Below are 20,651 nucleotides of genomic sequence, written 5' to 3'. Positions count from 1 at the left end.
CATGACCAGCAAGGGCACCCACCAGTGGCGCGGCATCATCGAGGAGTACCGGGACCGTCTTCCGGTCACGAGCACGACGCCGGTCGTCACACTCCGTGAGGGCGGTACGCCGCTCGTCCCGGCGCAGGTCCTCTCCGAGCGCACGGGCTGCGAGGTGCACCTCAAGGTCGAGGGCGCCAACCCCACCGGGTCGTTCAAGGACCGCGGTATGACCATGGCGATCACCCGGGCCAAGGAGGAGGGCGCGCAGGCCGTCATCTGCGCCTCCACCGGCAACACCTCGGCCTCCGCGGCCGCCTACGCGGTGCGTGCCGGCATGGTCTGCGCCGTCCTGGTGCCGCAGGGCAAGATCGCGCTCGGCAAGATGGGGCAGGCGCTCGTCCACGGCGCCAAGATCCTCCAGGTCGACGGCAACTTCGACGACTGCCTGACCCTGGCCCGCAGTCTCTCGGACAACTACCCGGTGGCGCTGGTCAATTCGGTGAACCCGGTCCGCATCGAGGGCCAGAAGACCGCCGCGTTCGAGATCGTCGACGCGCTCGGCGACGCCCCCGACATCCATGTGCTGCCGGTGGGCAACGCGGGCAACATCACCGCCTACTGGAAGGGCTACAAGGAGTACGCGGGAGACGGCCTTTCCACGCACTCCCCCCGCATGTGGGGCTTCCAGGCGTCCGGCTCCGCGCCGATCGTGCGCGGCGAGATCGTCAAGGACCCGGCCACCATCGCCACGGCCATCCGGATCGGCAACCCCGCGTCCTGGCAGTTCGCCCTGGACGCGCGGGACGAGTCGGGCGGCGCCATCGATGATGTGACGGACCGTCAGATCCTGTCGGCGTACCGCCTGCTGGCGTCCCAGGAGGGTGTCTTCGTCGAGCCCGCCTCGGCGGCGTCCGTGGCCGGTCTGCTCAAGGCCGCCGAGGAGGGCAAGGTCGACCCGGGGCAGAAGATCGTCTGCACCGTCACGGGCAACGGCCTCAAGGACCCCGACTGGGCCGTCGCGGGCGCGCCGCAGCCCGTCACCGTGCCCGTCGACGCGGTCGCCGCGGCCGAGAAGCTGGGCCTCGCCTGATCTGCTCCACCCCAGCTCAGCCGCCGTTTCACGACGGAGAGCGCATGGGAGGTGTGCGACACGCATCGTGCGCCTCCTGTGCGCCCTATGTCGCCACAGAACCTTCCTTCGATAAGCTGTGGCCGACCCGCCCCACCGCAACCGCCGCGGTGCCGCAGCCGTTGACTGCCGGGCCCCCCGTACCCCGCGCAACGGCACCCCACGCACGTCGAAGTACCCTGCACCACATCCCCGCCGCCGTACAGGAAGAGTCGTCCAACCGATGGCCGGTCCCGCGTTCCGAGCCGCCGCCGTCCGGGTGCGCGTCCCCGCTACCAGCGCCAATCTGGGCCCGGGCTTCGACGCCCTCGGGCTCTCGCTGGGTCTCTACGACGACGTCGTCGTCCGGGTCGCCGACTCCGGTCTGCACATCGACATCGCGGGGGAGGGCGCCGAGACGCTGCCCCGCGACGAGAGCCACCTGCTCGTACGCTCCCTGCGCACGGCCTTCGACCTGCTCGGGGGACAGCCCCGCGGCCTGGAGATCGTCTGCGCCAACCGCATCCCGCACGGCCGCGGCCTCGGCTCGTCGTCCGCGGCCATCTGCGCCGGGATCGTCGCCGCCCGCGCCGTGACGACGGGCGGTGAGGCACGCCTCGACGACGCCGCGCTGCTGGAGCTCGCGACCGAGATCGAGGGGCACCCGGACAACGTCGCCGCCTGCCTCCTCGGCGGCTTCACCCTCGCCTGGACCGACGGCGGAGCCGCCAGGGCGATCCGCATGGACCCCGCCGAGTCCGTCGTGCCGGTGGTCTTCGTACCCGCCACGCCCGTACTCACGGAGACCGCCCGGGGCCTGCTGCCCCGCACCGTCCCCCACGTGGACGCCGCTGCCAACGCCGGCCGCGCCGCGCTGCTCGTCGAGGCCCTGACCAGGCGCCCCGAGCTGCTGCTGGCCGCCACCGAGGACCGGCTCCACCAGGAGTACCGGGGCCCGGCGATGCCGCAGAGTGTGGAGCTGGTCAACCGGCTGCGCGCCGACGGCGTGCCCGCTGTCATCTCCGGTGCCGGGCCCACGGTCCTGGCACTGACGGAGGAGGGTTCGGCCGACAAGGTGGCCCGGCTGGCGGGGGAGGGCTGGGCCGCGAACCGGCTCGCTCTCGACGGCCCGGGTGCGAGCGTGCTGCCGCTCGCCGCATAGGCCCACGTGATTGCCGGTGCTCGAGAGGGGGAATGTTTGTTGGAGCCGGTAGTGTTAATCTCAAGTCAGCAATCGACGTCTTCGTGGCGCGTTGCTTCGTGTCCCCTTTCGGGACCACCACTCTTCCGGGAGCCTCCCCGACTGCCTGAGCAGCCTGCCTGAGCTTTCGAGCACGCTCCGGAACCGGCACGACACCCTCTTGCTCGTCCAGGAGTGGGCCGAGCAGGGGGATCTCGCGCCGGACCCCGCACATTCGTCTCTCCGCCGTACCCGGCGGACCACCGCCCCGGCAAGGTCCGCGATCGACACGATCAACAGACCGCAGTCGGACAGCACAACCGGTCGCCGAGCCAGAAGGCCGACGTCCGCTCCAGGGAAGGACCCTTCGTGAGCGACACCACCGATCTGATGGGCGTGACTGCCGACAAGAGCGTCGACAGCGCCGCGCCCGCCGAAGGTGCTGCCTCTGGCACCACCGCACGGCGCCGCCGCTCCGGCACCGGCCTCGAGGGCATGGTCCTGGCCGAGCTGCAGCAGGTCGCGTCCGGCCTCGGTATCAGGGGGACTGCGCGGATGCGCAAGAGCCAGCTGATCGAGGTCATCAAGGAGGCGCAGGCCGGAGGATCCTCCGCGCCCGCCTCCAAGGCCGCCGCGTCCGCCGGTACGGACACCGAGAGCAAGCCGAAGCGGCGCGCCACCTCCAAGGCCCGCACCGGTGACGAGACCCCTGCCGCCCCGGCCGCCGACAAGGCCGCCGCCCAGCAGCAGATCGACATCCCCGGTCAGCCGGCCAGCGACGACCAGCCCACGGGCGAGCGCCGCCGTCGCCGGGCCACCGCGCAGGCGGGCAGCCCCGAGACCAAGGCCGAGCCCAAGGCGGAGTCCCGCACGGAGCAGAAGGCCGAGGCGAAGTCCGAGCCGAAGGGCGAGGGCCGCCAGGACCGCGCCGACGAGCGGGGCGAGGCCAAGGGCGACGCCAAGGCCGAGTCCGCCGCCGACACCGCCGAAGGCCGTCGGGGCGACCGCCAGGACGGCCGTCGCGATCGCCAGGACCGCGGTGACCGCCGCGACCGCCAGCGCGGCCGGGGCAAGGGCGACGACCAGGGCCAGCAGGGCGGCGGACGTCGTCAGGGCCAGGGCGGCGGCCAGAACCAGGGCCAGCAGCAGGGTGGCGGCGGCCAGCAGGACGACGGTTACGACGACGAGGGCGGGCGCCGCGGGCGCCGCGGGCGCTACCGCGACCGCCGTGGCCGTCGTGGACGCGACGACTTCGCGACCGACGTCCAGGTCGCCGACGACGACGTGCTGATCCCCGTCGCGGGCATCCTCGACATCCTCGACAACTACGCGTTCATCCGGACCTCCGGCTACCTGCCGGGCCCGAACGACGTGTACGTGTCGCTCGCCCAGGTCCGTAAGAACGGCCTGCGCAAGGGTGACCACGTCACCGGCGCGGTGCGCCAGCCCAAGGACGGCGAGCGCCGCGAGAAGTTCAACGCGCTGGTGCGCCTCGACTCGGTCAACGGCATGGCGCCGGAGACCGGCCGCGGCCGCCCCGAGTTCCAGAAGCTGACCCCGCTCTACCCGCAGGACAGGCTCCGTCTGGAGACCGACTCCAACGTCCTGACCACCCGGATCATCGACCTGGTCGCACCGATCGGCAAGGGCCAGCGAGGCCTGATCGTGGCCCCGCCGAAGACCGGTAAGACGATGATCCTGCAGGCCATCGCCAACGCGATCACGGTCAACAGCCCCGAGTGCCACCTGATGGTCGTCCTCGTCGACGAGCGTCCGGAAGAGGTCACCGACATGCAGCGGTCGGTGAAGGGCGAGGTCATCTCCTCGACCTTCGACCGTCCGGCCGAGGACCACACCACGGTCGCCGAGCTCGCCATCGAGCGCGCGAAGCGCCTCGTGGAGCTGGGACACGACGTGGTGGTCCTGCTGGACTCGATCACCCGTCTGGGCCGCGCCTACAACCTGGCGGCACCGGCTTCCGGGCGCATCCTGTCCGGTGGTGTCGACTCGACCGCGCTCTACCCGCCGAAGCGCTTCTTCGGCGCGGCGCGCAACATCGAGGACGGCGGCTCGCTGACCATCCTGGCGACCGCGCTCGTCGAGACCGGATCCCGCATGGACGAGGTCATCTTCGAGGAGTTCAAGGGCACCGGCAACATGGAGCTCAAGCTCGACCGGAAGCTCTCGGACAAGCGCATCTTCCCGGCGGTGGACGTCGACGCGTCCAGCACGCGTAAGGAAGAAATCCTGCTCGGCACCGACGAGTTGGCCGTGGTCTGGAAGCTGCGCCGGGTGCTGCACGCACTCGACCAGCAGCAGGCGATCGAACTCCTCCTGGACCGCATGAAGAAGACGCAGTCCAACGCGGAGTTCCTGCTGCAGATCCAGAAGACGACGCCGGGCAACGGCAACAGCAACGACTGACGCTTCGTCAAGTAGCAGGCCCCGTCACGTATGTGACGGGGCCTCTTACTTTCCCAGGCCCCGGTCTTCTTTCAGCGCCCGCCCCGGCCGGCGTACCGGTACGGCCGGCCGCGCCTCGGTCGTACCCCACTCCCGCCCGTCGGGGCCCGGGCGGGCAGCCGGGAGAAGCCGACGCCGCCCCGCCGCGTACCGGTGGGCGCACGGTGAGGGTGATCCCGGACGCTCCCGATGCGATCTTTGCCACACATGTCGCATTCCGTCCGGCGTGGATCGGACGCTGCCCCGCGCGCCGAAATGCCAGGTGAGGAGCCTGTTTCCGGAAGATCACCCGCTCCCCGCGGGGACGTCGTCGCGCTCCCCGGGCCCTCGTGGCCCTGTGCGACGCTTCTGGATGCTCCGGCCGTCCACCGAGTGACGCCGGACCACGCCCGTGCACCACGGCAGGGGGTACCAGCGAGAAGCGGAAGAGGGAGCGCATGAGCGAGCAGAGCAGGAGCACCGGACGAATACGCGGCACCGGCACCCGCCGGAAGAAGCCGTCGACGGGCCGCCGGGTCAAGAGGATCGCCCTCTGGGGCGCCGCCGCACTCGTGGTCGTCGGAGGATCGGGCCTCGGCTACGCCTACTACACGCTCAACGGGAACCTGAAGGGCGTCGACATCGACGCGGCCCTGGGCACCGACCGTCCCGACGACGTCGACGACGGCTCGCAGGACATCCTGGTGCTCGGGTCGGACTCCCGCTCCGGCGACAACGCGAAGTACGGCGAGGACCAGGGGTCCGCCCGTTCGGACACCGCGATGGTCGTCCACGTCGACAAGGGGCACAAGTCCGCGAGCGTGGTCTCCGTCCCTCGCGACACCCTCGTCGACCGCCCCGCCTGCACGAGCGACACCAGCGGCCGGGAGGTGGCCGGGGAGAAGCAGACGATGTTCAACTCGGCGTACTCCGTGGGCGGACCCGCCTGCGCCGTGAAGACCGTCGAGCAGATGTCCGGCATCCGCATGGACCACTACGTCGAGGTCGACTTCACCGGGTTCAAGAAGCTCATCGACGAGCTCGGCGGGGTCGACATCACCACCTCCGAGGCGATCGACGACCCCAACAGCCACCTCGCCCTCAAGCCCGGCCGGCACACCCTGAGCGGGGAGCAGTCGCTCGGCCTCGTCCGTACCCGCGAGAGCGTCGGGGACGGCAGCGACCTCGGCCGGATCCAGCTCCAGCAGGCCTTCGTCAAGGCGCTGATGAACCAGGCGAAGAGCGTGGGCGTGTTCTCCGACCCGAAGACCCTCTTCGGTCTCGCCGACACCGCGACCAAGGCCGTCACCACCGACTCCGAGCTGGCCTCCGTCCAGAAGCTGACCGGCTTCGCCAACGGGCTCAAGGGGCTCGACTCGTCGGACGTCGACATGGTCACGCTGCCCGTCGAGTACGACCCCCAGGCCCCGAACCGGGTGCTGCCGCAGAAGAAGGCCGACGCCCAGGTGTGGGCCGCGCTCAAGCAGGACAGGCCCATCCCCGCGTCCGCCACAGAGAAGTCGGCCGGCGACAAGGGCGACGCCGGAAAGATCGTGCGTTAGGGCCTGTCCGGCAGGACGTTCCGTCACCGGGTGGGCGCGGAGCGTTCCCCGGAAGCCGGGGGAATATGCGCGACCGGGTCCTCGTTTTGGGAGATACGGCCGGTCCTGGCAGACTGGTACGTCGGCCCCGGTTCACGGACGCGCAATCCGCGCGAACGACCCGGAGCCCTCCCGAACCTAGGAGACACCTTGAAGCGCGAAATCCACCCCGAGTACGTCGAGACCCAGGTCAGCTGCACCTGTGGCGCGTCGTTCACCACCCGGAGCACCCTCGAGGGCGGCGCCATCCGCGCCGACGTCTGCTCCGAGTGCCACCCGTTCTACACGGGCAAGCAGAAGATCCTCGACACCGGCGGCCGTGTGGCCCGCTTCGAGGCCCGCTTCGGCAAGGCCGCCGGCTCCGCCAGCAAGTAGCGAGCCCCAGCGCCGGTTCCCGACGCCCCTCACCGGGCGCCGGGGCCGGCGTTTTTCCGGCTGTGCGGCCGGGTGGTGCCCCCAGGGCGCACCGGCGGCCGCACACCGTCCAGCAGGCCCGCAGACGTATGACGCAGAAACCAGGAGCCCGAAGATGTTCGAGGCGGTCGAGGAACTGATCGGCGAGCACGCCGATCTCGAGAAGAAGCTCGCCGACCCGTCGGTCCACGCCGACCAGGCCAACGCGCGCAAGCTCAACAAGCGCTACGCGGAGCTCACCCCGATCGTCTCCACGTACCGGTCCTGGAGGCAGACGGGCGACGACATCGAGACCGCCCGCGAGTTCGCCGCCGACGACCCGGACTTCGCCGCCGAGGTCAAGGTCCTGGAGAAGCAGCGCGAGGAGATCACCGAGAAGCTCCGGCTCCTCCTGGTCCCGCGCGACCCCAGCGACGACAAGGACGTCCTCCTGGAGATCAAGGCGGGTGCCGGCGGCGACGAGTCCGCCCTCTTCGCCGGAGACCTCCTGCGCATGTACCTGCGCTACGCCGAGCGCGTCGGCTGGAAGACCGAGATCATCGACTCCACCGAGTCCGAGCTCGGCGGCTACAAGGACGTCCAGGTCGCCGTGAAGACCAAGGGCGGCAACGGCGCCACCGAGCCCGGCCAGGGCGTGTGGGCGCGGATGAAGTACGAAGGCGGGGTGCACCGCGTGCAGCGCGTGCCCTCCACCGAGTCCCAGGGCCGTATCCACACCTCTGCCGCCGGTGTGCTCGTCACGCCCGAGGCGGAGGAGGTCGACGTGGAGATCCACGCCAACGACCTGCGCATCGACGTCTACCGCTCCTCCGGCCCCGGCGGCCAGTCCGTCAACACCACGGACTCCGCCGTCCGCATCACGCACCTGCCGACCGGCGTCGTCGCCTCCTGCCAGAACGAGAAGAGCCAGCTCCAGAACAAGGAGCAGGCGATGCGCATCCTGAGGTCCAGGCTGCTCGCCGCGGCCCAGGAGGCCGCCGAGCAGGAAGCCTCCGACGTGCGCCGCAGCCAGGTGCGCACCGTGGACCGGTCCGAGAAGATCCGCACGTACAACTTCCCGGAAAACCGGATCTCGGACCACCGCGTCGGCTTCAAGGCGTACAACTTGGACCAGGTGCTCGACGGCGACCTCGAAGCCGTCATCCAGGCCTGCGTCGACGCCGACTCCGCCGCGAAGCTCGCCAACGCGTAAGCCCCACCCGCCCCGCTCGTGAACCCGTACGGAGAACCGCGATGAACCTGCTGCTCGCCGAGGTGGCCCAGGCCACCCAGCGGCTGGCCGACGCCGGTGTCCCCTCACCGCGATTCGACGCCGAGGAACTCGCCGCGTTCGTGCACGGGGTCAAGCGGGGCGAGCTGCACAACGTGCCGGACGCCGACTTCGACGCCCGCTACTGGGAGACCGTCGCCCGCCGCGAGGCCCGCGAACCGCTCCAGCACATCACCGGCCGCGCCTTCTTCCGCTACCTGGAGCTCCAGGTCGGCCCCGGCGTCTTCGTGCCCCGGCCGGAGACCGAGTCCGTCGTCGGCTGGGCGATAGACGCGGTCCGCGCGATGGACGTCGTCGAACCCCTGATCGTCGACCTGTGCACCGGGTCCGGCGCGATCGCGCTCGCCATGGCGCAGGAGGTGCCACGCTCGCGCGTGCACGCCGTGGAGCTGTCCGAGGACGCCCTCAGGTGGACCCGCAAGAACGCCGAGGGATCCAGGGTGACCGTCCACCAGGGAGACGCCCTGAGCGCCCTCCCCGAGCTCGACGGCCAGGTCGACCTGGTGATCTCCAACCCGCCCTACATCCCGCTGACCGAGTGGGAGTACGTGGCGCCCGAGGCCCGGGACCACGACCCGCAGATGGCGCTGTTCTCCGGCGAGGACGGACTCGACACCATCCGCGGCATCGAACGCACCGCGCACCGGCTGCTCCGCCCCGGCGGGCTCGTCGTCATCGAGCACGCCGACACCCAGGGCGGCCAGGTGCCGTGGATCTTCACCGAGGAACGGGGCTGGGCCGACGCGGCCGACCACCCGGACCTCAACCGCCGCCCCCGGTTCGCGACGGCCCGCAAGGCCACGCCGTGACCGGGACACACGCACCGAACGACCCCTACCCGCCCCACCCGTACATGTCCGAGGAGACCGGCTGATGGCACGGCGATACGACTGCAACGACGCGACCGACCGTACGACGGGCCTGCGTGAGGCCGCGTCCGCCGTCCGCCGCGGCGAACTGGTCGTGCTCCCGACCGACACCGTCTACGGGATCGGCGCGGACGCCTTCAGCACGGAGGCCGTCGGCGACCTGCTCGATGCCAAGGGCCGTGGGCGCAACATGCCGTCCCCCGTGCTGATCGGCTCGCCGAACACCCTGCACGGCCTGGTCACCGACTTCTCCGAGCAGGCGTGGGAGCTCGTCGACGCGTTCTGGCCCGGCGCCCTCACCCTCGTCGCCCGCCACCAGCCTTCCTTGCAGTGGGACCTCGGCGACACCCGGGGCACGGTCGCCGTCCGGATGCCCCTGCACCCGGTCGCCATCGAGCTGCTCACCGAGGTCGGCCCGATGGCCGTCTCCAGCGCCAACCTCACCGGACACCCCTCGCCCGAGGACTGCGACGCCGCGCAGGAGATGCTCGGCGACAGCGTCTCCGTCTACCTCGACGGCGGCCCCACCCCGGGGATCGTGCCGTCCTCGATCGTCGACGTCACGGGGAAGACCCCGGTACTGCTGCGGGCCGGCTCCCTCTCGGTCGAGGAGCTCCGCAAGGTGGTACCCGACCTCGAGGTGGCCAATTGACCGCCCCTGAGGGGCGTGGCATAGCGGGGCAGCACGACACTTTCCGCATCCTCCACGTCAGCACCGGCAACGTCTGCCGCTCGCCCATCACCGAGCGGCTGACCCGCCATGCCCTCGTGGACCGTCTCGGCGATCCGCTGAGCGGCGGCCTCATCGTGGAGAGCGCGGGGACCTGGGGGCACGAGGGGGCGCCCATGGAGGCCAACGCGGAGGTCGTCCTCGCCGACTTCGGCGCCGACTCCTCCGGGTTCGTCGGCCGTGAACTCCTCGACGAGCACGTGATCCGCGCGGACCTGGTGCTCACCGCCACCCGCGACCACCGCGCCCAGGTCATCTCCATGGGCCACTCGGCGGGCCTGCGCACCTTCACGCTCAAGGAGTTCACCCGGCTGGTGCGGGCCATAGACCCCGCGACCCTGCCCGACGCCCGTGAGGAGGGCGTCGTCGAGCGCGCCCGCGCCCTGGTGCGCGCCGCGGCGGCCCTGCGCGGATGGCTCCTGGCACCCACCGCGGAGGCGGACGAGGTCTACGACCCCTACGGCGCCCCGATCACCTTCTTCCGCTCCGTCGGCGACGAGATCAGCCAGGCGCTCGATCCGGTCGTGACCGCCCTGACCGGGGTGAGCACCCCGCGCTGAAGGCCACTCGCGGGCGTCCCACGCGCCCGGGTGCGCCGACCGGCGTAGAGGGACGTCCGGCAGCGGGCAGGCCGCCCAGGGCGGGCCTACATTGGATCTGACGCCACGCACCCCCCTCCTCGAGGCCCGGAGCCGTCAGATGCCGGTCACCACTCCAGCCGCACCCGTACCCGCGCCGTCGTACTCCACGTCCGGCCCGGTCATGCCGCAGGACTTCGACAGCCTCCTCCACCAGGACCCGGAGGTCGGCTCCATCCTGCTGGCCGAGGCGGACCGGCAGGCGGGCACCCTCCAGCTCGTCGCAGCCGAGAACTTCACCTCACCCGCGGTCCTCGCCGCACTCGGCTCCCCGCTCGCCAACAAGTACGCCGAGGGCTATCCGGGAGCCCGCCACCACGGCGGCTGCGAGCAGGCCGACGCCGTCGAACGCCTCGCGGTCGACCGGGCCACCGCACTCTTCGGGGCCGAGCACGCCAACGTCCAGCCCCACTCCGGATCCTCCGCCGTCCTCGCCGCCTACGCCGCGCTGCTGCGCCCCGGCGACACCGTGCTCGCGATGGGCCTCCCGTACGGCGGGCACCTCACCCACGGCGCACCGGGGAACTTCTCCGGCCGCTGGTTCGAGTTCGCCGGCTACGGGGTCGACCCGGACACCGGGCTCATCGACTACGCGCAGGTACGCGCCCTGGCCAGGGCCAGGCGGCCGAAGGCGATCGTCTGCGGCTCCATCTCGTACCCGCGCCACCCCGACTACGAGCGGTTCCGCGACATCGCCGACGAGGCCGGCGCCTATCTGATCGTGGACGCCGCGCATCCGATGGGGCTGATCGCCGGCGGAGCGGCACCGAGCCCGGTGCCGTACGCCGACGTGGTGTGCGCCACCACGCACAAGGTGCTGCGCGGCCCTCGCGGCGGGATGATCCTCTGCGGCTCCGGCCTCGCGGAGCGGATCGACCGGGCGGTGTTCCCCTTCACCCAGGGCGGCGCCCAGATGCACACGGTGGCGGCCAAGGCGGTCGCCTTCGGTGAGGCGGCGAACCCCCGGTTCGCCCTCTACGCCCACCAGGTCGTCGCACACGCCCGTGTACTTGCCTCCGCCCTGGAGTCCGAGGGCTTCGAGATCACCACGGGCGGTACCGACACCCACATCGTCGTCGCGGACCCCGCTCCGCTGGGCGTCGAGGCGCGCACCGCCCGGGAACGGCTGATGGCCGCCGGAGTGGTCCTCGACACCTGCGCGCTGCCCTACGGGGACGCCCGGGGCCTCAGGCTCGGCACGGCGGCGGTCACCACGCAGGGGATGGACGAGGACGCCATGACGCGCATCGCCTCGCTGCTCGGGCAGGCTGTCCGCGGTGAGGGCGACCCGGGTCGGCTGAGGGCCCAGGTGCGCGAACTCGCGGAGCACAATCCGCCGTATCCGGGGTAGGCGGGGCCTGTGGAACCATCACCCGTGGCTCGGTGTCCTTGCTCATGAGACTAGGGTGTGGGGCTGAGATGGCCGGCGAAATCTGTGGGGCAGCCCGTGCGTGATTACCTGCTGACGCTCTGTGTCACGGCCGCAGTGACCTATCTGCTGACCGGACCGGTGCGGAAGTTCGCCATCGCGGTCGGGGCGATGCCCGCGATCCGCGCGCGTGACGTACACCGGGAACCGACTCCTCGGCTCGGTGGCATCGCCATGTTCGGCGGACTGTGCGCCGGGCTCATCGTCGCGGACCACCTCTTCAACCTGAACAGCGTCTTCGAACTCTCCAACGAACCGCGCGCGCTGCTCTCCGGCGCCGCGCTGATCTGGCTGATCGGCGTCCTGGACGACAAGTTCGAGATCGACGCGCTCATCAAACTCGGCGGCCAGATGATCGCCGCCGCCGTGATGGTCATCCAGGGTCTGACGATCCTGTGGCTCCCCATCCCCGGCGTCGGCACGGTCGCGCTCACCCAGTGGCAGGGCACCCTGCTCACGGTCGCGCTGATCGTGATCACCATCAACGCGGTCAACTTCGTCGACGGCCTCGACGGTCTCGCGGCCGGCATGGTCTGCATCGCGTCGGCGGCGTTCTTCCTGTACACCTACCGCCTCTGGTACGGGTACGGCATCGAGGCGGCCGCCCCCGCGACGCTGTTCGCCGCGATCCTGATGGGGATGTGCCTCGGCTTCCTGCCGCACAACATGCACCCCGCCCGGATCTTCATGGGCGACTCGGGCTCGATGCTGATCGGACTGGTCCTGGCAGCCGGCGCCATCTCCGTCACCGGGCAGGTCGACCCGGACGCGATGCAGCTCTTCGAGGGCAGCGAGCGGCAGGCGACCCACGCGATGCTCCCGGTCTTCATCCCGCTGCTGCTGCCGCTGACGGTCATCGCCATCCCGGCCGCCGACCTGGTGCTGGCCATCGTGCGCCGCACCTGGAACGGCCAGTCGCCGTTCGCCGCCGACCGCGGCCACCTGCACCACCGGCTGCTGGAGATCGGGCACTCGCACAGCAGGTCCGTGCTGATCATGTACTTCTGGTCCGCGCTCATCGCCTTCGGTGCCGTCGGGTACTCGGTGCACTCCGCGTCGCTCTGGATCGTGCTGGTGATCGTCGGGCTCAGCGCCGTCGGTCTCGTCCTGCTGCTCATGCCGCGCTTCACCCCGCGAGCCCCGCACTGGGCCGAGTCCTTCGTGCCGCCGCGCTACCGCCGCCGGCGGCGACAGGCGGCGCACGAGGAGTCCGACGGGAGCGAGGAGACCTCCCCGGGAGGGCAACTGGGCGCGGAGGATTCGCAGATGGTTTCGACGGCTGCCGACAGGGCCCCCGTCCCGGTCGGTGTCTCGGGCGTCAACGGAGCGACGGCGATCGGCCCCCGTTCGCGCTTCGGAGGCCGGGACCGCGCGGACTCGACGCGCTGACCTCTGCGGACAGAAGCCCCTATATCAGACAACGTGTCGTGATGTTCTGCACACACGGGCGGGTTAACTCTCACGTGTGACAGCTGGCACACTTTCTGAGTAAAGACCTCATCAAATAGTTTGTGATACCGTTCACGAACCCGGTGAGGGAGCCGAAGGATCTGAGTAGAACGGTCCTCCGGCCTGAAGCGTCGGCCCGGAACGGGCCTACGCTCGTCCCTGACGACCACTGACCACCCCCTGCAAAGCGGAGCAACCGCCATGCCGTCCAACGACGTCCGGACCCTCCTTCACACCGCCGTGCCCACTGCCGCCGTCGGTGTCGTCACCGTCGCCGTCAGCGCGGCGGTCGCCGGTGGCAAGGGAGCGATCGGTGCGGCGGCGGGGACGCTCGTGGTGATCCTCTTCATGGGGCTCGGCCTCGGCGTCCTCCAGCGCACCGCGAAGTCCCTGCCGCACCTGTTCCAGTCGATGGGCCTGGTGCTCTACACGACCGAACTGCTGCTGCTCTTCGTCTTCGTGGCCGCGTTCAAGGACACGACGCTGTTCAACCCCCGGGCCTTCGCCGCCGGGGTCATGGTCGCCACCCTCACCTGGGTCGCGGCGCAGATCCGCGTGCACATGAAGACCAAGATCCTCTACGTCGAGCCGGACTCGTCCGCGGGCAAGACGCCCGAGAACACGGGGTCTTCGACGTGAGGGGTAGGGCCGGGATAAGCGAGCGTTCGAGACCCTGCTATCGTCCGGTGCCAACTGCGGCACTGCGGGCGCGGGCATCAAAATCGGCGCCTGCTTCATCGCGAGGCGTAATGCCTGAGCCGCCCCCCATCCGTAAAACCAGTCCAGTGCCGACCAGCGGCTGCTTGCCGCGCCGACACAACGAGGTTGCCGTACCTATGCGCCACGCTGAAGGAGCCCGCGGTGAGTGCTGACCCGACGACGGTGCTCGCCTTCGAGACCGACTGCCACATCTTCGACGGATGCGGCTTCCCGGCTCCCGGCCTGCACTCCTTTGTTTTCGAGCCGATGTTCACCGTCGGCGGCATCGAGTTCAACAAGCCGATGCTGCTGGCGGTCCTGAGCACCGTTGTCGTCGTCGGCTTCTTCTGGGCCGCCTTCAACAAGCCGAAGGTCGTGCCCGGGAAGCTCCAGATGGTCGCCGAGGCGGGCTACGACTTCATCCGCACCGGTGTGGTGTACGAGACGCTCGGCAAGCGCGAGGGCAAGAAGTACGTGCCCCTCATGGTCTCGCTGTTCTTCTTCATCTGGATCATGAACCTCTGGGCGATCATCCCGTTCGCCCAGTTCCCGGTGGTCTCGGTCATCGGGTTCCCGGTGGCGCTGGCCGCGATCGTGTACATCCTCTGGGTCAGCCTGACCTTCAAGCGCCACGGCTTCGTCGGCGGCTGGAAGAACATCTCCGGCTACGACCCGTCGATCGGCCCGGCTCTGCCCTTCGTCATGCTCATCGAGATCATGTCGAACCTGCTGATCCGTCCGTTCACGCACGCCGTGCGACTCTTCGCCAACATGTTCGCGGGCCACGTGCTGCTGCTGATCTTCACGATCGCCAGCTGGTACCTGCTGAACGGCATCGGTATCGCCTACGCCGGTGTCTCGTTCGTGATGACCATCCTGATGACCGCCTTCGAGCTGTTCATCCAGGCGCTGCAGGCCTACGTCTTCGTGCTCCTGGCCTGCAACTACATTCAGGGCGCTCTCGCCGAGCACCACTGATCCGGCTCAGCTCCACCCCCGATAGTCGTCCGGTGGCCAACCCCCACCGGTTCTGAAAGAGAAGGAAGAAACGGCATGTCCGCTCTTGAGACCCTCGCCGCCGTCAACATCACGGGCAACCTCGGTTCCATCGGCTACGGCCTCGCCGCGATCGGCCCCGGCGTCGGCGTCGGCATCATCTTCGGTAACGGCACCCAGGCCCTGGCCCGTCAGCCCGAGGCCGCCGGCCTGATCCGCTCGAACCAGATCCTCGGCTTCGTTCTCTGTGAGGCGCTCGCCCTGATCGGTCTCGTCATGCCCTTCGTCTACCCGGTCGACTAATTCGCGGCACGACGACTGCCCGAAGCGACGAAAGGCATTGATGTGAACGCCCTTTTGCTGGCGTCCGAGGAAGAGATCCAGAACCCGCTGCTCCCGGCGGTTCCTGAGATCATCATCGGTCTCATCGCCTTCGCCATCGTCTTCGGTTTCCTCGCCAAGAAGCTCCTCCCGAACATCAACAAGGTTCTGGAAGAGCGCCGCGAGGCCATCGAAGGCGGTATCGAGAAGGCCGATGCGGCCCAGACCGAGGCCCAGAGCGTGCTTGAGCAGTACAAGGCTCAGCTCGCCGAGGCCCGCCACGAGGCCGCCCGTCTGCGCCAGGAGGCGCAGGAGCAGGGTGCCGTCATCATCCAGGAGATGAGGGCGGAAGGTCAGCGGCAGCGCGAGGAGATCATCGCGGCCGGCCACGCCCAGATCGAGGCCGACCGCAAGGCCGCGGCGTCCGCGCTGCGCCAGGACGTGGGCTCCCTCGCCACCGCCCTGGCCGGCAAGCTGGTCGGCGAGTCCCTCGAGGACCACGCCCGGCAGAGCGGCACCGTCGACCGTTTCCTCGACGAGCTCGAGGCGAAGGCCGAGGCCGTCCGATGAATGGAGCGAGCCGCGAGGCGCTGGCCGCCGCACGCGAGCGCCTCGACGCACTGACCGACTCCACGTCGGTCGACGCGGCGAAGCTCGCCGAGGAGCTGGCAGCCGTCACCGCGCTGCTCCACCGCGAGGTATCGCTGCGCCGGGTCCTCACCGACCCGTCGCAGGGCGGCGAGGCCAAGGCCGAGCTGGCGGGACGGCTGCTGCGCGGCCAGGTGGGCGGCGAAGCCGTGGACCTGGTCTCCGGCATGGTCCGTTCCCGCTGGTCGCAGTCGCGTGACCTGGTGGACTCGGTCGAGGAGCTGGCGAACACCGCCGACCTCACCGCGGCCCAGCGCGCCGGTGTGCTCGACGACGTCGAGGACGAGCTGTTCCGGTTCAGCCGGATCCTCGGCTCCGACGTCGCGCTGCGCTCCGCGCTGACCGACCGCAGGGCCACCGCCTCCGCCAAGGGCGAGCTGCTCCGCAGCCTGCTCGCCGGCAAGGCGCAGCCCGTCACGGAGCGTGTGATCACGCGCCTCGTGACGCACCCCCGAGGACGTAGCCTGGAAGCGGGACTCGAGTCCCTGTCCGGGCTCGCCGCGGAGCGCCGGGACCGTACGGTCGCCGTCGTCACCTCGGCGGTGCCGCTGTCTGATCGCCAGAAGCAGCGCCTCGGCGCGGCCCTGGCGAAGATCTACGGCCGGCAGATGCACCTGAACCTGGACGTGGACCCCGAGGTCCTCGGCGGGATCTCGGTGCGCGTCGGTGACGAGGTCATCAACGGCACGATCGCGGAGCGCCTCGAAGAGGTCACCCGCAGGATGGCCGGCTGACAGCGCCCAGCGCCACAGCACCAACTGAACGAGCAACAAGAGCGGCCCGGTTGGGCCGTGCAGAAATTGCGGAAGATTCCTGGGGGTCGCCCCCAGACCCCTTTGAGAAACTTCGGGCCCAACAAGGAGAGCAGGGAACCCCAGATGGCGGAGCTTACGATCCGGCCGGAGGAGATCCGGGACGCACTGGATAACTTTGTCCAGTCGTACCAGCCGGACGCGGCCTCGCGCGAGGAGGTCGGGACGGTCAGCGTTGCCGGCGACGGCATCGCGAAGGTGGAGGGCCTGCCCTCCGCCCAGGCGAACGAGCTGCTGAAGTTCGAGGACGGCACCCTCGGTCTCGCCCTCAACCTCGAGGAGCGCGAGATCGGTGCGATCGTCCTCGGCGAGTTCAGCGGAATCGAGGAGGGCCAGCCGGTGCAGCGCACCGGTGAGGTGCTCTCCGTCGGCGTCGGCGAGGGTTACCTCGGCCGTGTCGTCGACCCGCTCGGCAACCCGATCGACGGTCTCGGCGAGATCGCGACCGAAGGCCGTCGCGCCCTCGAGCTGCAGGCCCCCGGCGTCATGGTCCGCAAGTCGGTCCACGAGCCGATGCAGACCGGCTACAAGGCCGTCGACGCCATGGTGCCGATCGGCCGTGGCCAGCGTCAGCTGATCATCGGCGACCGTCAGACGGGTAAGACCGCTCTGGCCGTCGACACGATCATCAACCAGCGCGACAACTGGCGCTCGGGCGACGTGAACAAGCAGGTGCGCTGCATCTACGTCGCCATCGGTCAGAAGGGCTCCACCATCGCCTCCGTGCGCGGTGCCCTCGAAGAGGCCGGCGCGCTCGAGTACACGACCATCGTCGCCGCCCCGGCGTCCGACCCGGCCGGCTTCAAGTACCTGGCGCCGTACACCGGTTCGGCCATCGGCCAGCACTGGATGTACGACGGCAAGCACGTCCTCATCATCTTCGACGACCTCTCGAAGCAGGCCGACGCCTACCGCGCCGTGTCGCTTCTGCTGCGCCGTCCGCCGGGCCGTGAGGCCTACCCGGGCGACGTCTTCTACCTGCACTCGCGTCTGCTGGAGCGCTGCGCCAAGCTCTCCGACGACATGGGCGCCGGTTCGATGACGGGCCTCCCGATCGTCGAGACCAAGGCGAACGACGTGTCGGCGTTCATCCCGACCAACGTCATCTCCATCACCGACGGCCAGTGCTTCCTGGAGTCCGACCTGTTCAACGCGGGTCAGCGTCCGGCGCTCAACGTCGGTATCTCGGTCTCCCGAGTCGGTGGCTCCGCCCAGCACAAGGCCATGAAGCAGGTTTCCGGCCGGCTCCGCGTGGACCTCGCCCAGTACCGCGAGCTGGAGGCGTTCGCCGCCTTCGGTTCCGACCTGGACGCGGCCTCCAAGGCCTCGCTGGAGCGCGGTAAGCGCATGGTCGAGCTGCTCAAGCAGCCCCAGTACGCCCCGTTCCCGATGGAGGAGCAGGTCGTCTCCGTCTGGGCCGGCACCACGGGCAAGATGGACGACGTCCCGGTCGAGGACATCCGCCGCTTCGAGTCCGAGCTGCTGGAGTACCTGCGCCGCGAGCGCAAGGACCTCCTGACCAGCATCGCCGAGGGCGGCAAGATGTCCGACGACACGCTGCAGTCGGTCGCCGACGCGATCGCCGCCTTCAAGCAGCAGTTCGAGACCTCGGACGGCAAGCTCCTGGGCGAGGGCTGATCGATGGGCGCTCAGCTTCGCGTTTACAAGCGCCGCATCCAAGCCGTCACCGCGACCAAGAAGATCACCAAGGCGATGGAGATGATCGCCGCCTCGCGCATCGTCAAGGCGCAGCGCAAGGTGGCGGCGTCGATGCCGTACGCGACCGAGCTCACCCGTGCGGTGACCGCGGTCGCGACCGGCTCGAACACCAACCATCCGCTCACCACCGAGGCCGAGGCTCCGGCCCGGGCGGCGGTCCTGCTCCTCACGAGCGACCGCGGTCTGGCCGGCGGCTACTCCTCCAACGCCATCAAGGCGGCGGAGCGGCTGAGGGAGCGGCTGGCGGCCGAGGGCAAGGAGGTCGACACCTACATCGTCGGCCGCAAGGGTGTCGCGTACTACGGCTTCCGCGAGCGCAAGGTCTCGGGGTCGTGGACCGGCTTCACCGACAGCCCCGAGTACTCGGATGCCAAGAAGATCGCCGAGCCCCTCATCGAGTCCATCCAGAAGGACACGGCCGAGGGCGGCGTCGACGAGCTGCACATCGTCTTCACGGAATTCGTGTCGATGATGACGCAGAACGCGGTCGACGGCCGGATGCTTCCGCTGTCGCTCGACAAGGCCGAGGAGGAGAGCACCGGGAAGACCGGTGAGATCCTCCCGCTGTTCGAGTTCGAGCCGTCGGCGGAGGACGTCCTCGACGCCCTTCTGCCGCGCTACGTCGAGAGCCGTATCTACAACGCACTGCTGCAGGCAGCCGCTTCCGAGCACGCTGCCCGCCGCCGCGCGATGAAGTCGGCGACCGACAACGCCGGGGATCTGATCAAGAGCCTCTCCCGGCTTGCCAACGCGGCCCGCCAGGCCGAAATCACCCAGGAAATCAGCGAGATCGTCGGCGGTGCAGGTGCGCTGGCCGACGCGTCCGCGGGGAGTGACAAGTAATGACGACGACAGTTGAGACGGCCGCTGCCACGGGCCGCGTCGCCCGGGTCATCGGCCCGGTCGTCGACGTGGAGTTCCCCGTCGACGCGATGCCGGAGATCTACAACGCCCTCCACGTCGAGGTCGACGACCCGGCCGAGGCCGGCGCTCGCAAGACGCTGACCCTCGAGGTCGCCCAGCACCTGGGTGACGGCGTGGTCCGCGCGATCTCGATGCAGCCCACCGACGGCCTGGTCCGCCAGGCCCCGGTGACCGACACGGGCGCGGGCATCACCGTCCCCGTCGGTGACGTCACCAAGGGCAAGGTGTTCAACACCCTCGGTCAGATCCTGAACGAGCCGGAGGCCGAAGCTCAGATCACCGAGCGCTGGCCGATCCACCGCAAGGCCCCGGCCTTCGACCAGCTCGAGTCCAAGACCGAGATGTTCGAGACCGGCCTGAAGGTCGTCGACCTGCTGACCCCGTACGTCAAGGGCGGCAAGATCGGTCTGTTCGGTGGTGCGGGCGTCGGCAAGACGGTCCTCATCCAGGAAATGATCATGCGTGTGGCGAAGCTGCACGACGGTGTGTCGGTGTTCGCCGGCGTCGGTGAGCGCACCCGTGAGGGCAACGACCTCATCGACGAGATGACGGACTCGGGCGTTCTGGACAAGACCGCGCTGGTCTTCGGCCAGATGGACGAGCCGCCGGGGACGCGTCTCCGGGTCGCGCTGTCCGCCCTGACCATGGCGGAGTACTTCCGCGATGTGCAGAAGCAGGACGTGCTCCTCTTCATCGACAACATCTTCCGCTTCACGCAGGCCGGTTCCGAGGTCTCCACGCTGCTCGGCCGCATGCCGTCCGCGGTGGGTTACCAGCCGACCCTGGCCGACGAGATGGGTGTGCTCCAGGAGCGCATCACCTCGACGCGTGGTCACTCGATCACCTCGATGCAGGCGATCTACGTCCCCGCGGACGACCTGACCGACCCGGCCCCGGCCACCACGTTCGCCCACCTCGACGCGACGACGGTTCTCTCCCGTCCGATCTCCGAGAAGGGCATCTACCCGGCCGTGGACCCGCTGGACTCCACGTCCCGCATCCTGGACCCGCGTTACATCGCGCAGGACCACTACGACGCGGCCAGCCGCGTCAAGGGGATCCTGCAGAAGTACAAGGACCTCCAGGACATCATCGCGATCCTCGGTATCGACGAGCTGGGCGAGGAGGACAAGCTCGTCGTCCACCGTGCCCGTCGCGTCGAGCGCTTCCTGTCGCAGAACACCCACGCCGCCAAGCAGTTCACCGGCCTGGACGGTTCGGACGTTCCGCTCGACGAGTCGATCGCCGCGTTCAACGCGATCTGCGACGGGGAGTACGACCACTTCCCCGAGCAGGCGTTCTTCATGTGCGGTGGCATCGAGGACCTGAAGGCCAACGCCAAGGAGCTCGGCGTCTCCTGAGCCTCCGGCTCACCGAGGGGGGTGGGTGTGTCCCGCCCCCCTCACCACGCCCCGTAGAA

General features: G+C 69.7%; 19 protein-coding genes. All 19 read left to right on the top strand.

The window, feature by feature from the left end:
• The first annotated feature begins 1 nt into the window (after position 1).
• The 19 genes from thrC (at position 2) to atpD (ending at position 20,592) form a co-directional block, all read left to right on the top strand.
• Positions 2–1,072, top strand: coding sequence for a threonine synthase (thrC, locus tag ACGFNN_RS10300; RefSeq protein WP_362542336.1), 1,071 nt, complete (start codon positions 2–4; stop codon positions 1,070–1,072).
• Positions 1,073–1,334: 262 nt separating this feature from the next.
• A complete protein-coding gene (gene thrB / locus ACGFNN_RS10295; RefSeq protein ID WP_362542333.1) occupies positions 1,335–2,252 on the top strand; it encodes a homoserine kinase in 918 nt (305 codons plus the stop codon).
• 387 nt (positions 2,253–2,639) lie between these two features.
• On the top strand, positions 2,640–4,694 hold the full coding sequence (gene rho, locus ACGFNN_RS10290) for a transcription termination factor Rho (RefSeq protein ID WP_393554553.1): 2,055 nt from the start codon (positions 2,640–2,642) through the stop codon (positions 4,692–4,694).
• A gap of 476 nt (positions 4,695–5,170) precedes the next feature.
• A complete protein-coding gene (locus tag ACGFNN_RS10285; RefSeq protein ID WP_365093665.1) occupies positions 5,171–6,274 on the top strand; it encodes an LCP family protein in 1,104 nt (367 codons plus the stop codon).
• A 189-nt stretch (positions 6,275–6,463) separates the two neighbouring features.
• Positions 6,464–6,688, top strand: coding sequence for a 50S ribosomal protein L31 (gene rpmE, locus ACGFNN_RS10280; protein WP_351275551.1), 225 nt, complete (start codon positions 6,464–6,466; stop codon positions 6,686–6,688).
• Positions 6,689–6,842: 154 nt separating this feature from the next.
• The gene (gene prfA / locus ACGFNN_RS10275) at positions 6,843–7,919 is read left to right on the top strand and encodes a peptide chain release factor 1 (protein WP_362542322.1); all 1,077 of its coding nucleotides are present in this window, start codon (positions 6,843–6,845) and stop codon (positions 7,917–7,919) included.
• 41 nt (positions 7,920–7,960) lie between these two features.
• Positions 7,961–8,806: a peptide chain release factor N(5)-glutamine methyltransferase gene (gene prmC / locus ACGFNN_RS10270; RefSeq protein WP_362665426.1), complete on the top strand. Its 846-nt coding sequence runs from the start codon at positions 7,961–7,963 to the stop codon at positions 8,804–8,806.
• Positions 8,807–8,870: 64 nt separating this feature from the next.
• Positions 8,871–9,518, top strand: a complete 648-nt coding sequence (locus tag ACGFNN_RS10265; RefSeq protein WP_362542312.1) for an L-threonylcarbamoyladenylate synthase — start codon at positions 8,871–8,873, stop codon at positions 9,516–9,518.
• Complete coding sequence (locus ACGFNN_RS10260) at positions 9,515–10,156, top strand: protein-tyrosine-phosphatase (protein ID WP_393554549.1); 642 nt, start codon at positions 9,515–9,517, stop codon at positions 10,154–10,156. Before ACGFNN_RS10265 ends, ACGFNN_RS10260 begins: the two co-directional genes overlap by 4 nt.
• Positions 10,157–10,295: 139 nt before the next feature.
• Positions 10,296–11,585: a serine hydroxymethyltransferase gene (glyA, locus tag ACGFNN_RS10255; RefSeq protein ID WP_393554548.1), complete on the top strand. Its 1,290-nt coding sequence runs from the start codon at positions 10,296–10,298 to the stop codon at positions 11,583–11,585.
• 96 nt (positions 11,586–11,681) lie between these two features.
• Positions 11,682–13,052 (top strand): MraY family glycosyltransferase, encoded by a 1,371-nt coding sequence (locus tag ACGFNN_RS10250; RefSeq protein ID WP_393554546.1) that lies wholly within the window; start codon positions 11,682–11,684, stop codon positions 13,050–13,052.
• Positions 13,053–13,313: 261 nt separating this feature from the next.
• Complete coding sequence (locus ACGFNN_RS10245; RefSeq protein ID WP_362542295.1) at positions 13,314–13,751, top strand: hypothetical protein; 438 nt, start codon at positions 13,314–13,316, stop codon at positions 13,749–13,751.
• Positions 13,752–13,973: 222 nt separating this feature from the next.
• Positions 13,974–14,789, top strand: coding sequence for a F0F1 ATP synthase subunit A (gene atpB, locus ACGFNN_RS10240; RefSeq protein WP_362542292.1), 816 nt, complete (start codon positions 13,974–13,976; stop codon positions 14,787–14,789).
• A 75-nt stretch (positions 14,790–14,864) separates the two neighbouring features.
• The gene (atpE, locus tag ACGFNN_RS10235) at positions 14,865–15,110 is read left to right on the top strand and encodes an ATP synthase F0 subunit C (RefSeq protein WP_014048348.1); all 246 of its coding nucleotides are present in this window, start codon (positions 14,865–14,867) and stop codon (positions 15,108–15,110) included.
• Between the two features lie 42 nt (positions 15,111–15,152).
• Positions 15,153–15,698 carry a F0F1 ATP synthase subunit B gene (locus ACGFNN_RS10230; protein ID WP_329232901.1) on the top strand — a complete coding sequence of 182 codons (546 nt, stop codon included), beginning with the start codon at positions 15,153–15,155 and terminating at the stop codon, positions 15,696–15,698.
• Entirely contained in the window at positions 15,695–16,510 is an 816-nt protein-coding gene (locus ACGFNN_RS10225) for a F0F1 ATP synthase subunit delta (protein WP_362542287.1), read from the top strand. Before ACGFNN_RS10230 ends, ACGFNN_RS10225 begins: the two co-directional genes overlap by 4 nt.
• Before the next feature lie 144 nt (positions 16,511–16,654).
• On the top strand, positions 16,655–18,226 hold the full coding sequence (atpA, locus tag ACGFNN_RS10220; RefSeq protein WP_362542284.1) for a F0F1 ATP synthase subunit alpha: 1,572 nt from the start codon (positions 16,655–16,657) through the stop codon (positions 18,224–18,226).
• Positions 18,227–18,229: 3 nt separating this feature from the next.
• Positions 18,230–19,150 carry a F0F1 ATP synthase subunit gamma gene (locus tag ACGFNN_RS10215; RefSeq protein ID WP_393554543.1) on the top strand — a complete coding sequence of 307 codons (921 nt, stop codon included), beginning with the start codon at positions 18,230–18,232 and terminating at the stop codon, positions 19,148–19,150.
• The gene (gene atpD, locus ACGFNN_RS10210; protein ID WP_393554541.1) at positions 19,150–20,592 is read left to right on the top strand and encodes a F0F1 ATP synthase subunit beta; all 1,443 of its coding nucleotides are present in this window, start codon (positions 19,150–19,152) and stop codon (positions 20,590–20,592) included. Before ACGFNN_RS10215 ends, atpD begins: the two co-directional genes overlap by 1 nt.
• The last annotated feature ends 59 nt before the right edge of the window (positions 20,593–20,651 follow it).

The organism is Streptomyces sp. NPDC048590 (assembly GCF_043199535.1).
GTDB lineage: Bacteria > Actinomycetota > Actinomycetes > Streptomycetales > Streptomycetaceae > Streptomyces.
The sequence above is the reverse complement of the archived record's forward strand: the minus strand, read 5'-3'. Positions and strand labels throughout refer to the sequence as shown.

What these genes read in the sequence shown, in the direction of transcription:
- thrC (WP_362542336.1), top strand. Translation starts at nt 2, where the DNA reads ATGACCAGCAAGGGCACCCACCAGTGGCGCGGCATCATCGAGGAGTAC.
- thrB (WP_362542333.1), top strand. Translation starts at nt 1,335, where the DNA reads ATGGCCGGTCCCGCGTTCCGAGCCGCCGCCGTCCGGGTGCGCGTCCCC.
- ACGFNN_RS10285 (WP_365093665.1), top strand. Translation starts at nt 5,171, where the DNA reads ATGAGCGAGCAGAGCAGGAGCACCGGACGAATACGCGGCACCGGCACC.
- prfA (WP_362542322.1), top strand. Translation starts at nt 6,843, where the DNA reads ATGTTCGAGGCGGTCGAGGAACTGATCGGCGAGCACGCCGATCTCGAG.
- prmC (WP_362665426.1), top strand. Translation starts at nt 7,961, where the DNA reads ATGAACCTGCTGCTCGCCGAGGTGGCCCAGGCCACCCAGCGGCTGGCC.
- ACGFNN_RS10265 (WP_362542312.1), top strand. Translation starts at nt 8,871, where the DNA reads ATGGCACGGCGATACGACTGCAACGACGCGACCGACCGTACGACGGGC.
- glyA (WP_393554548.1), top strand. Translation starts at nt 10,296, where the DNA reads ATGCCGGTCACCACTCCAGCCGCACCCGTACCCGCGCCGTCGTACTCC.
- ACGFNN_RS10245 (WP_362542295.1), top strand. Translation starts at nt 13,314, where the DNA reads ATGCCGTCCAACGACGTCCGGACCCTCCTTCACACCGCCGTGCCCACT.
- atpE (WP_014048348.1), top strand. Translation starts at nt 14,865, where the DNA reads ATGTCCGCTCTTGAGACCCTCGCCGCCGTCAACATCACGGGCAACCTC.
- ACGFNN_RS10225 (WP_362542287.1), top strand. Translation starts at nt 15,695, where the DNA reads ATGAATGGAGCGAGCCGCGAGGCGCTGGCCGCCGCACGCGAGCGCCTC.
- atpA (WP_362542284.1), top strand. Translation starts at nt 16,655, where the DNA reads ATGGCGGAGCTTACGATCCGGCCGGAGGAGATCCGGGACGCACTGGAT.
- ACGFNN_RS10215 (WP_393554543.1), top strand. Translation starts at nt 18,230, where the DNA reads ATGGGCGCTCAGCTTCGCGTTTACAAGCGCCGCATCCAAGCCGTCACC.
- atpD (WP_393554541.1), top strand. Translation starts at nt 19,150, where the DNA reads ATGACGACGACAGTTGAGACGGCCGCTGCCACGGGCCGCGTCGCCCGG.